General features: G+C 47.0%; 12 protein-coding genes. 8 read left to right on the top strand and 4 right to left on the bottom strand.

The features are described 5' to 3' along the window. The first annotated feature begins 195 nt into the window (after positions 1-195). On the top strand, positions 196-1,233 hold the full coding sequence (locus ACKFKH_RS28075) for a DUF1611 domain-containing protein (RefSeq protein ID WP_446861657.1): 1,038 nt from the start codon (positions 196-198) through the stop codon (positions 1,231-1,233). On the opposite strand, the gene ACKFKH_RS28070 is transcribed toward ACKFKH_RS28075, so the two are convergent. Next, positions 1,213-1,533 (bottom strand): DUF3037 domain-containing protein, encoded by a 321-nt coding sequence (locus tag ACKFKH_RS28070; protein ID WP_446861658.1) that lies wholly within the window; start codon positions 1,531-1,533, stop codon positions 1,213-1,215. The genes ACKFKH_RS28075 and ACKFKH_RS28070 overlap by 21 nt on opposite strands. Before the next feature lie 85 nt (positions 1,534-1,618). Here ACKFKH_RS28070 and ACKFKH_RS28065 point away from each other — a divergent pair, with 85 nt between their 5' ends. Continuing rightward, complete coding sequence (locus tag ACKFKH_RS28065) at positions 1,619-1,861, top strand: hypothetical protein (protein ID WP_446861656.1); 243 nt, start codon at positions 1,619-1,621, stop codon at positions 1,859-1,861. Here the strand turns inward: ACKFKH_RS28065 and ACKFKH_RS28060 are convergent. Together ACKFKH_RS28060 and ACKFKH_RS28055 are read right to left on the bottom strand one after the other, a co-directional pair. Beyond that, positions 1,858-2,586 (bottom strand): choice-of-anchor W domain-containing protein, encoded by a 729-nt coding sequence (locus ACKFKH_RS28060; RefSeq protein ID WP_446861655.1) that lies wholly within the window; start codon positions 2,584-2,586, stop codon positions 1,858-1,860. The two genes, ACKFKH_RS28065 and ACKFKH_RS28060, sit on opposite strands and share 4 nt — an antisense overlap. A gap of 263 nt (positions 2,587-2,849) precedes the next feature. After that, a complete protein-coding gene (locus ACKFKH_RS28055) occupies positions 2,850-3,563 on the bottom strand; it encodes a hypothetical protein (protein WP_446861654.1) in 714 nt (237 codons plus the stop codon). A gap of 127 nt (positions 3,564-3,690) precedes the next feature. Between ACKFKH_RS28055 and ACKFKH_RS28050 the strand changes: the two genes are divergently transcribed. The 6 genes from ACKFKH_RS28050 to ACKFKH_RS28025 all read left to right on the top strand — a co-directional run bounded on the left by ACKFKH_RS28050 (position 3,691) and on the right by ACKFKH_RS28025 (position 10,407). Further along, positions 3,691-3,996: a small RNA NsiR4-regulated ssr1528 family protein gene (locus ACKFKH_RS28050; RefSeq protein ID WP_446861653.1), complete on the top strand. Its 306-nt coding sequence runs from the start codon at positions 3,691-3,693 to the stop codon at positions 3,994-3,996. Positions 3,997-4,045: 49 nt separating this feature from the next. Beyond that, on the top strand, positions 4,046-5,080 hold the full coding sequence (locus ACKFKH_RS28045) for a threo-3-hydroxy-L-aspartate ammonia-lyase (protein WP_446861652.1): 1,035 nt from the start codon (positions 4,046-4,048) through the stop codon (positions 5,078-5,080). Positions 5,081-5,265: 185 nt separating this feature from the next. After that, positions 5,266-5,673 carry an acyl-CoA thioesterase gene (locus ACKFKH_RS28040; RefSeq protein WP_446861651.1) on the top strand — a complete coding sequence of 136 codons (408 nt, stop codon included), beginning with the start codon at positions 5,266-5,268 and terminating at the stop codon, positions 5,671-5,673. A 149-nt stretch (positions 5,674-5,822) separates the two neighbouring features. Then, positions 5,823-7,295, top strand: a complete 1,473-nt coding sequence (locus ACKFKH_RS28035) for a toll/interleukin-1 receptor domain-containing protein (RefSeq protein ID WP_446861650.1) — start codon at positions 5,823-5,825, stop codon at positions 7,293-7,295. A gap of 1,321 nt (positions 7,296-8,616) precedes the next feature. Further along, on the top strand, positions 8,617-9,654 hold the full coding sequence (locus tag ACKFKH_RS28030) for a hypothetical protein (RefSeq protein WP_446861649.1): 1,038 nt from the start codon (positions 8,617-8,619) through the stop codon (positions 9,652-9,654). A gap of 129 nt (positions 9,655-9,783) precedes the next feature. Next, entirely contained in the window at positions 9,784-10,407 is a 624-nt protein-coding gene (locus tag ACKFKH_RS28025) for a hypothetical protein (RefSeq protein ID WP_446861648.1), read from the top strand. Between the two features lie 516 nt (positions 10,408-10,923). On the opposite strand, the gene ACKFKH_RS28020 is transcribed toward ACKFKH_RS28025, so the two are convergent. Continuing rightward, positions 10,924-12,072 (bottom strand): hypothetical protein, encoded by a 1,149-nt coding sequence (locus ACKFKH_RS28020; RefSeq protein WP_446861647.1) that lies wholly within the window; start codon positions 12,070-12,072, stop codon positions 10,924-10,926. Positions 12,073-12,193: the final 121 nt, after the last annotated feature.

Below are 12,193 nucleotides of genomic sequence, written 5' to 3'. Positions count from 1 at the left end.
CAAGTTGGCTCGTAGATTAAAGAATCCCCGTGCGTTCACGCCGGGGAGTGTCAAGACTCACAAGGCAATCTGGTTTTGTTAGCTGAGGAGTTAGCCCACGTCGCTCAACAGCAAGCCGAAGAAGAACGTCAACGGGCCGATCGCCTTGCCACTCGTCTGAGAGAATTAGGTATTGATCCTGACCAAGTTTAGTTTATGCTGACGGACATCGATCGGGTTGCAGTTCTTCTCCATGAAGGCATTCGGGGAACTCAGGGAAAAACGGGACTGGCTCTAATTCGCTATCGGCCAGAAACGATCGCCGCTGTCATTGATGCAGACTGTGCAGGAGAATCGTTGCAATCGCTTACGAATATTCCCTGTGATGCGCCGATCGTAGCCTCTGTTTTAGATGCACTAGCCTATCAACCGACGGTATTAGCCATTGGTATCGCGCCGTCTGGCGGACGGTTGCCCGATGCTTGGCTCTCGGAACTGAAGGAAGCGATCGCGGCTGGCATGTCTATTATGAACGGTTTGCATACGCGAATGTCGGCAATTCCTGAACTGCAAAATCAATTACAACCAGGGCAGTGGATTTGGGACATTCGGCAAGAGCCATCGGGGTTAAAAGTAGGAAGTGGAGTGGCGCGATCGCTTCCCTGCCTTAGAGTTCTTACCGTGGGGACGGATATGGGCGTTGGCAAAATGGCGACGAGTTTAGAATTACATCGGGCTTCTCAAAAACGAGGGCTGCGATCGCGCTTTTTGGGCACAGGTCAGGCTGGCATTATGATCGCGGGCGATGGCATTCCGTTAGATGCAATTCGGGTGGATTTTGCGTCTGGAGCAGTCGAACAGTTGGTGATGCGTCATGGCAATCAGGCAGACATTTTGCACATTGAAGGACAGGGTTCTCTACTCAGTCCGGCTTCAACCGCAACGTTACCGCTAATTCGAGGCAGTCAGGCGACCCATTTGATTTTGGTGCATCGAGCCGGACAAACTCACATCCGCACCTTTCCTGATTTTGCCATTCCACCGCTTGAAACTGTAATTCACCTCTATGAAACGGTAGCAGCCGCAGGCGGATCGTTTGCACCGACAAAAGTTGCAGGCATTGCATTGAATACAGCCCATTTGGATGAAGCAGCAGCGAGGGACGCGATCGCTCAAACTCAACAACAAACCGGACTGCCCTGCACTGATCCCGTTCGCGATGGTGCCGATGTGTTATTGAATGCAGTCGTGTGACGGGCGCACCATTTTATCTAGGAGACGGTCAAGAACGGCAGGCAGATCTTGGCAAAGTCCAGTATGCACCCGTGAAGTCTGAATGATGGTACTTCGAGACGCTACCAGCCAATAAAAACGCTCTCTCAAAGGCAGTTGACCGATCGCACCCGCTGGCAACCCTCCCGCACAAATTAGAGGAATTACCGCCAAATGGTCACGAATGGTTTCAAGATCTACATGGGGATGAATCGCACTCAATCGCTGTTCATCTAATTCGATCTGGGTTTTGAGAAACTTTCGAGGCGCACAGCAAACAATTACGGCTATTAGAAAACTGAAGTGCAGTTACACGCCCCGCCAAGAGTCTGCAACTGCACGGCTGCAAACTTTGGGTAAGTAAATCATGACATACAACGCCGATCGTAGTGATTTTGCGTCAGAGATTTCTGTGACCTATCGGGAGCGATTGAAGTGTTGGGTGATCGTTCGCTTATTACCGAGAATGCAGCGAGTGGTGGTCGATCGCTTTCACAAACGCGCCGATGCCGACGGTCATATGTACTTTTTACGGCAACAGATTCCCGACGGCACCTTTGTTGTAATGTTTGATGTGCAGATTGATCGCGTCGATCACGACTGTCTTTAGGCCGCTTTGGCTTTCTTGCTGCCTGCGATCGCTAACCCTATGAGCATGAGGGCGGCGATCGTTCCCGGTTCGGGGACTTTCTTTTGGATGGGAGTGGTGCCCACTTTAAGCTGATAGGCCAGCGCAGAATTGTTGGGTCTGGTTCCTGCCCAGGTCATCGTCGATTTACCAGTTAGCTTGAATGCGCCCGATATCTTGCTTAATTGCAGATAATCAACATCGCTGGAGGTAGAACCAGACGACAGCACATTCGTGATTGCTAGATTTTTGGACTTGGCATCGCTGAAAACTAGATTGCTCAATAACATACTGCTGTTAGCGGCAGCACGAGTGCGGAAGAAGATATCGCTCACAGCTCCACTAAATACATTACTGCTGATAGTTTGATTGCCGACGATGTATTTCACCAAAGAGCCGTCATACTCCAAAGAGAAATCAACCGCTTGCCCACTTGTCCACTGACGTTGTTTTTGATCGACGGGCAATAGATTGTTTTTAGGGTTTAGGAGATCGATTTCTTGAGTGCCGTTGGTGGCATTATTGCCGATGCGACTTTGAGCCACAAAGGATTCTGTAAATTTGCCTGTGGTAATGAGCTGCTCAAACCCTGAATCAGTCAACGTGGTTTGGGGAACGATCGTCGCAGCTTTGGCGTTTAGAGAATTGGCAGCTAAACCTGTTGTAGACAATACAAGCGCAACGAGTAACTGGTGGGGTTTGATCATGGATGTATTTAGTATCAGATATGACAAACGATGTAATTTTACTTTGCCCGAATATTTCTAGTTTTCAGGCTAATCTAGAAAATCTTCACGTTCCTTTCGCATTGGCTTTGCAAACATACAAACGAGTGGCAACAGCCGATCGCGACTTACAAAACGTTTAGACATTCTTTGTTGACTAGAGCGATCGGGTAACCAGTTCCATAAATGCACTGATGTTTATGAAAGTGACGTTTAAGATGTGGCTTGATTGGTAGAGCAAATCGCTACTTAATAATCGCCACCGGATAATCAGGATTAACAGGATTAGGAATTAAGCATTGATTTTTGTAATCTGGCAGGAGATCTAACTTTTCTAAAATTACTTGACCGATCAAGATTTCATCACCAACCACGAGTGCTTCATCAGTTGTATTGCGTCCTTCACATTCAATCATGATGCCTTCTGTAACACCTACCAGTTCTTCAGATCCGTCGGCAAATCGAGCAAGCTGCTGACCGCGAATTCGTAAACCCAACTGCTCTGCCACCGTTTGAGGAATAACTAACCTGACGGCTTCCGTATCGACCAATGCCCGTCCCTGATATTGGCGAAGCTGTTGTGGGGCAAGCACTCCACGCTTGATCATTTCTTGATCAGCAGAATTTGTGATTGTGACCTGTGTGTAGACTGCTCCCGTCTCTGTTGATTGAACTTGTTGAACCAGTGTGTCTCCTGATTGAGCGTGTTCTTGATTTGAGTCAATTTCTATCTCGCTGGTTTCAATTAAGAACTTTTCTGCCAAACGATCGTAGGTTCCCGGCCCGACAAACTGAGGAAATTTATGCGATCGACTGTATACCCAGACCAATTCTCCATTTTCCAGAATGCGGATATCGCTAAACCACTTGCATTTTGGAATTAACAATTTGCCTGCTTCGAGAGCATCTGTCCAGCGATCGTAGGTTTGAGAAAATCCAGGTGTAATAACTTTGAACATGGGAAAAGGGCAATCCAAACTCTTACTAGCAGTGTATCTGTTGCGACTCTTGAATCGCTGCTTTCTCAAATGAGTGGAGTGTGCATTGCTTGGTAAGATACCTTTGTAAGTTTTGATCACTCTTCACATGTCACCCGAAACAAATTCAGAGATGCAGTCCACGACGGGCGCAGATGCGATCGATGTTGCGATCGCTCAGGGCATTGATTTCGACGGTTCGCCTATTCCGACCGCCAAGCTTGACCTTTATACCAAAGTCATGGGGCTAGAAGCGGGTCGTCAGCGGAGCGGTGTTTCTAATACAATGCGCTCTAGAATCGTCCGAATTGGCGCAAAGCACATTCCCCAAGACGAACTCAACCAAATGCTCACCGCAGCCGACTTTGCCCCTCTCAAAGAGAAAGAAGTCGCCTTCTATTACGGCGGAAAATAAAGGGCGGGAAATCAACGACCTGTAGGCGCGGTTTGAACCGCCATATCCTATGACTGATCAATCCTTGTCTTTGCCCGCGATCGCTCACTCTGACATCGAAGCTGCCGCCAACCGACTGTTGGGAACGGCTCATCGGACTCCCGTTTTGACTTCGACAATGGTGAACGATCGCACGCGCAGTCAGGTCTTTTTTAAGTGCGAAAACTTTCAGCGGACTGGCTCTTTCAAATTTCGGGGAGCCTTTAACGCACTGTCGCTGTTGTCTGACGAACAGAAAAATCGGGGCGTTCTGGCCTTTTCTTCGGGTAATCACGCTCAGGCGTTGGCGCTGGCGGGACAAATTTTGCAGATTCCCGTCACGATCGTCATGCCCGATGATGCGCCTGCGGTTAAGCAAGCTGCGACCCGTGGGTATGGAGCCGATATTATTTTCTACAATCGCACCACTCAAAAACGCGAAGAAGTGACGCAGAGAATTGCTGCTGAACAAGGCTCAACCCTGATTCCCCCATTTGACTATGCGCCCGTGATTGCGGGACAGGGGACAGTGGCTCAAGAGTTGATTCAAGAAGTCGGAGAATTGGATATTTTGCTGGTCTGCTGTGGCGGAGGTGGGCTGATTTCGGGATGCGCGATCGCTGCTCACACGCTGTCTCCTCACTGTCAAGTGATCGGAGTTGAACCCAAAAAAGCCGACGATGCTACGCGATCGTTCTATAGTCGCACGCTGCAAACGGTTGAGAATCCGACCACGATCGCGGATGGGGCCCGTTCTACCAGTTTGGGAAATCTGACCTTTCCTTTGATTTTGCATTATGTGCAGGATATGGTGACGGTTTCAGAGGCGGCGATCGTGCGATCGATGTTCTTTTTGTGGGAGCGGATGAAACTTGTGGTAGAGCCAACTGGAGCCTTGGCCGCGACTGCTTTACTCGAAGGCATTATTTCGGTTCCGGATGCGCGGATTGGCGTGATTATCAGTGGCGGCAATGTTGATCTCAAGGAAGCCAGCAAACTCTTCTCTAAAACAAATTCCAAAACCAAACGTACGCCTCGACTGCCTCTGGCCCAAGAGTTGAGTTAATTAAAGTGAATTCGACGAAATACTTCGCTCTGACTGCAAATTCGGGAACGCCCCCTAAATCCCCCACAAGTGAGGGACTTTGAACTGGAATTCTTGTCTTAAAGTCCCCCAATTTTGGGGGGTTGGGGGGCAGTAGCGCTAAACAATGAAGCGAAAAACTTTATTGAATTGATATCACTTTTCTTATGCAGACTTTTATTACACAGCTTCGAGTTCGACATTATGAAATGGATGCTTTAGGACATGTTAATAATGCAGTTTATCAACATTATTTAGAACAGGCGGCGATCGAGCATTCTGAACATCTGGGCTTTTCGCTAGAACGATACAGAGAACTGGGTGGCGTTTTTGTGCTGCGGCGAGTTGAGATTGAATATTTGAGTTCGGCGATCGCAGGTGACAATTTAGAAATCAAAACTTGGTTAGAAACGATGAAGGGCACTCGCGCCACGCGCCACTATGAGATTCGGAGACAGGGTGAAGAAACGTTGTTAGTAACGGCAAAAGCGCTATGGGTTTGGGTCGATGAAACAATGCGCCCTCGACCGATTCCCAAAGATTTTTTGACTGCATTTGGCATAGTTTCTCCCTAGATCACAGCTTGGATGTTGCGGAGTCACAAGTTTTGCTAATTTCTCTATCAGATTGGGCAAGATTGGAGAACTTTACGACCGGCCTTCTCCGTGAATTGCATGTTTGCCCCTGTATCTAGTCAAGACCTCCTGCTAGAGAGGAAACTCTGATGCCCTCTACTAATTCGCCCTCTATCCTGCGCAGGAATGATCTGTTTATTTCTTATTCTCGTCGAGATAAGGAATTTGTTCAAATCCTGGATGCTGCCTTTCGCAAACTCAACCGCGATCCGTGGATCGATTGGGAAGACATTCCGGCTGGGGAAGAATGGCGCAAAGCGATCGCGCACGGCATCGAGAATGCAGACACCTTTATTTTTGTGATTACGCCTGATTCGGCCGCTTCTAAAGAATGTATCAAGGAACTCGAACAAGCGATCGCATTAAATAAACGCATTATTCCGATCGTTCGTCGCGAAGCAACAGGCGTACACCCAGTTTTAGCCGAGTTGAATTGGATCTTTTTTAGAGAAAATGATGACTTTAACATTGCATTTCGCAAGCTGATTAAAGCAATTAATACCGATTTAGCGCATGTGCAAGCTCACACTCGGTTACTGCGTCGAGCAATCGAATGGGAACACGGACGCGATGACGGATTTCTCTTGCGCGGAAAAGATTTGAAATCGACTGAAGAATGGTTAGCACAATCAGGAAAGAAAGAGCCGATACCGACAGAGTTACAGCACAAATACATTACCAAAAGTCGTGAAGTTGAGGCGGCCGATCAGCGACTTGCAGACGTAGGCCGTAGAGCAAAACAGATCGTTCGGTTGAGCGCGATTCTCTCTTTGTCGAGTTTGATCAGTGCAACCGTTGCGATCGTATTCGCAGTTCATCAAGCCAATCAAACGATCGACGAACGCAATCAACAAATCCAACAACTCAACACCAATATTGAAGCTAGAAAGAGCCAGATCGAGGGGCTAAATCTACAGCAGCGAAGACTCAATCAAGACAAAACCGTTTTGATCAAACAGCTTAAGAAGTTTGGCTTTACTGATAAAGGAGTCGAAGATCTGTTGGCCAGCTCTCCCGCAGAACAAGATTATCGAGTCGAGCAGATCAAAAAGGCTAACGACAGCTATCGTCAAACTATTGAAAAACTTGCGGCTCAAACGGATGGAAGCTCGATCGCCGAGACAACGCCCTCATCCGAAACGATCGCTCCTGTACCCTCTCCGATGCCTTCTACAACCCCTGCTGCGCCTGACCAAACTCAAATCATGGTGCAGAAATCTCAGCCAATTACAGTTGAATACTATCCCAAAGATGTTGACCCAGAAGCACTACAAGCAACGCTAACCAAACTGGGATTTAACCTGGAGATTAAAAAACCAGAAGTGACTGACATTCCAATTAACATTCTTTTATATGGCAAAAATGTTAGTGAAGATAATGTCAAACTGGTGGCTTATACCTTGATTCGGGCAGGGGTGCAAATTAAAGCGATTCAGCCTTTTACAAGACTGGCCGACGAGAAAGCGATGGTTATTCAAGTGGGTGCGCTGTCAGGACTAGAAGATAAGCCAGCCTTGGAGGTAGAAGAGATTCGATCGCAGTCCCTTCCTTTACCGCGTTAGAGAAGACGCAGACTTTAATGAATTCTACATCTTCTCTGTTGGCTATATTCTGTTGGCTATGATCCGAATTCGATGAGATTTATCGCTTCGTTATCAGCCCTTCTGCCCCCCAACCCCCCAATTTTGGGACTTTTAGATCAGATTCCCGGTTCAAAGTCCCCCAGCATTGAGGGATTCAGGGGGCTACCCGGATTAATCACCGTATCGAACAATTTCATCGAATTCACGTCATACCCAATCAATTTGTTAATGCTATAGATCCTTCGCCCCCTAAATCCCCCATTCTGGGGGACTTTGAGAATCCGATACTTCCGCAAAGCTGACGGTGTACAATCACATACGCCTCTGAAGTTATTACGCCTAATACCAAATCAACCAACAAACGATACTCATAAAAATCAGTTAATTAACCGATTTCCATCTCTCAGATTTGAAAAAAACCTATCAGGGAAGCCGTTTCAAAGTCCCCCAAAATGGGGGATTTAGGGGGCGAGGATCTGTATCAGTAACTAGTGAATTTGGTATAACTTTAGATGGAAGTCCTCGGAGTCTGATTTCCTAGATCAGATTTCGGGGCGCTTGATCCACCTGCGGAATATCTTACACAAATTTTTGGTTTTTTGGAATCCTAATTTTTTGAGAAGGAGCGATCGCGGTTAGTGCAGAGTGAGCGATCGTTTTTTGACTGTCGATTTTGAACAAACAAAACTCTTTAGTTATAAGAAATACTGAAGATTTTGCAACCCCTGATTTGCACCGAAGTATCATTTACGTAGTTCGGCTTAGATTCCTCAAGGAAGCTCTAGGTGCAGGCTATCGGAATAACTCGCAGGTTTTGGGAATCAACCTCAAGGCAAGTGTCCATTTATTAGGTCATTAGACTGCTCAACTTACTGTAGAAGCGCAGTTATAAGATTGTTGAAGCATAGTTGCCTTATCCATTAAAAATTATCCTCAAGGGTACTACGAGAGGCTAAATCTAAGACACATACTGGAAGTAAATTTACCCATCAGCAATGAGAACGCTCGGAATTTTGTCTGTCCATGATCATTTGCTTGCAAGCACTTACACTATTGATCTTTTAGTTGGGGATCTACCTATTGGAAACTAATTGTTGAATTACCAAACGTGGAGGAAACGATGAACCATAAAAAAGAATGCAATTTGACTGGTTCAGATATGACAGAAACTAAACTTGAATCAAGAACGATTGGAAAGATTTCAAAATTTTATGAGAAGACTCGGTGGCTCGTTTTTTTCTCAACCACTGCTTGCGTTATAAGCTTCTTGCTGCCCATCTCTGCGATCGCAGCACCTGTCATGACACGCTTCAAACCTAACGAACACGGCTTCAAATTCACAAACCGTTTCAAAAACATTTTCATTAGCGAACTCAATTGGACAACAAGTGGGCTATGCGGTGGAATGGCCTATTCTGCACTTGACTATTTCAATGCTCGAAGCCAAATTCCGCAGCAAGACTTCATGCCTGCTGAAGGGACAACCCTGCAAAGCTATCTCTACAATCGTCAGGTCAACTCGATCGAGCGCAATATTGATAAGTGGGCAGAATATGGGTTCAATCCCGGTGGGGCACGTAATCGCGAGTTCTTCAACTGGGGGCTTCAGTTTGGGGGAGGACGATTGGGAGAACTGCGCCAGCGTCTTGACCGAGGACAACCTGTACCCCTAGGTCTGCAATCCTGCGGTAGCGATTGTGGATGCCCAAAAGGTTGTCCTGGCAACCACCAGGTACTTGCGATCGGGTACGATTTGGGTGACTACACAGGCAATCTCAATGCTAATGCTGAAGATGTTTCGATTTTTGTGTATGACCCCAATTTCCCGAACCGAATCTTAACACTCAAACCCAACGTGGCAGGTGCCATGTACACTTACGCCGAAGAACCCAACAAACGCTGGCGTGCCTACTTTGTCGATACCAAATACTCGCGTGCTACGCCACCAACCGTTACAGACCGACCGAATGAGTTAGTCGTCCAGTTTGATACGGGAAGTGACGATTTGCGCGGTGGCAATGATAATGTCCATCTCTCACTGATTTTACGCACAGGTACTTCCATCCGGTTTGATAATATCAACGATCGCAAACGCTGGATTGACAACTCAAGTCAGTCTGTATCACGAACTCTACCCGCAACCCTTCAACCTGAAGATATTCTCGGTGTTAGGTTGGAAACAACCTTTAGCGGTGGAATTGGTGGCGACAACTGGAATCTTGATGGTTTGCAGGTGAGAGTGCGACTAGGGGGCAAGGGTCGGACGCTACTCACTCAAAAGGGAACACCGCTTTTCCGATTTACTGGCGATCGGCGTGTTCGCGAGTTTCGCTTCTGAAGGTTGCATTGTAAGATCCTGATTAGCTTGCATCTACCTCGCAGGTCTAAAAACTGTTGCACCGTATTGTTTAAATGGACTAATACCAACCATTAAAAGAAATCTGTTTAAGGTGGAGAGTGACTACTGATGCCTAAGACATCTTCAGAAGATCAAGAGAATCAGTCTAAGAAGAATAAACTTGACCCAACTATCTTTGTGGCGATCGTCACTTTGATTGGAACAGTGATGACTGCTGTATTTGCCAGCCCTGTTCTAATCGCATGGATTCAGAAAACACCTGATGCAAAGATCGCCTCTCCTCAACCAACATCTGAGCCGAGTGTTACCCCGAATACTGAGAAGCCAACCAGTAAACCATCGTCTTCACCGGATGTGATTGCAACGAACACACCAGCGCCAAAATCTACCCAAACAGTTTGTATTACATCGTTAGACAATCCTCAAGCACCAGTTGCAGTCGATGCAAATTCTCTCAGCTTTAGTGGAGGTTCTCGTTTACCTTTAGTGAGTGGTCAATTGATTCCTTTTACTAACATGAAGCAATTTCAGGTAACAGAAGTAACCACAAGTCCACCGCCTGTCATTAGCGTGACTTCTATAAAAGTTGTGATCACATTATTTGATGGCACGATCGTATCGGATGCTCTAAACGGTAATGGGTATTTGAATGGCAAAACAAAATTCGGTGGGTTTATAAAAGCTCTCCATAAAATCAAGAAGGTTGAATTCAAAGAACAGGCTGCTTGTTAGTAAACAATAAAGTGTATATGCTCTGTGTGCAAGTTAGACGTAATCTACAGATTGTATTTTAGTTTGTAGAATGCTCTAGCGACTCCACAAACCTGGTTCGATCGCTTGCAAAAACACATCTCCAAAACACACTACTCTGCACAAGCAATCCAAACCACACAATTAGAAGTGCTGTCAGATCAATGTTCAACTTGTCAAAGACAGCAAGACAATCACCAAAGCCACAACAGACGCTAAAAATAAAGTCGATCAAATTCCTATTAACGTCAGTTCGATAAAGTCTTTTCGCTTCGTTGTAAAGCGCTTCTGCCTCCCAAGCTGCCAATTTTGTGGGACTTTAAAGCAAGACCTCCAAATCAAAGTCCCTCACTCGTGGGGGATTTAGGGGGCTACCCGGATTGACAACCGCAGCGAAAGATTCCGTCGAATTCACATCATATTAAAAACAACTCCCCCCATGCACAATGACCCTTGAGAGGAGTTGTTCATTAGACAGTGCTAATCAGAGCTATGAACTTATGGAGCCGGAACCGCAACCCGATTATCAGGAACAATCTGCGTCTGATACGAAAACACCTCGCGACTACGCGGATTGACCGTCACCTTGAGCCACTGCACGTCGTTGTTGCCAGTTGCCGCACTATTGCCAAAGGTTTCAACACGAGTGAAATTCTCTAACCGTCTGCCTTGAGCATCCAAGAATGGTCTATCAATGCGGTAGTAGTGCGAGTCACCATGCACGTAGGCGATTGGCTTACGAAAAGCAACCACCTCGGCGCGCAATGCTAATAAAAATTCTTGGAAGCCATCGGGCTGTCCATCCGTCTGGGCAAGGGTTCTTGGGTCACGCAAAGCTGCTCTGGTTCCGTCGCTGAGATCCCACCCCGGATTGGCTTGAGAAATCAACATCACCGCCACCGAGTTACGTGCCTTTGCCACTCTAAAGGTCTCTTTCAGCCAGGCGATATTAGCTGCATTTCGGGCTGCATACTCCTGTGGGTCAGGCGCAGTGTCGCACAGATTGTTACACGAACCCTGAATGTTGAGTGTTGCATAAGTCACTCTACCAACTTCCCAACGGCGGTTTTCGACACAGGGCACGGCACCCTTTACACCGAGACATAGAGGCCCTTTTTGAACTGCCTGAGCCAGTTTACGCTGACCAAGAGAAAACTTTGTGCTAAAGAATATCTCTCTTTGACGATCGAGACGTTCGCGCGAGTTAAATGCACCATTTGAGGGGCGATCGCAGTCAGTCCAATCGTTGTCGCCTGGTGTGAAGATCGCGGGAGCTTTCAAATCGTTGAAGTAGCGAAGCGACTGGATAAAGAGAGCATCGTCGCAGGTAGTTGGCGTGACCGAGTTGGGCGTGGAGTTGCCTGCTTTCAGGTCGCCGTTGTGGGCTGTGAAGGCTAGTTTTTGCGCGTTCATGTCAGCAATCAGGTTAGGTACGCCTGTCTGCGCCTGCACGTCTGAGTAGGGTAAATCGCCCCAAAGTCCGATCGCGTATGATTCATTTCCGCCTTTGTTCTCTTTTTGGTTAGCCGATGCAAAACCGATCGTAGAACTTGTCAGAAATGGTACAGCCAGCGCCAGTACACACACTTTACGTAGCAAACGCGCCGTGGTGATGCGTTGAAACACTAAGTAGCCAAGCTTTGTCATCATCTATATCCCTAATTATTCTCTAAATCCGTGAGCGCCATTTTGGACAGGTAGCCCCAACCCGTTGCACTCTAGGTAGAAAATTAGATTACCGGATTGTTCAGGATAGATGGGTTACGAC

The sequence above is a fragment of the Phormidesmis sp. 146-20 genome, from assembly GCF_052939475.1.
The sequence above is the reverse complement of the archived record's forward strand: the minus strand, read 5'-3'. Positions and strand labels throughout refer to the sequence as shown.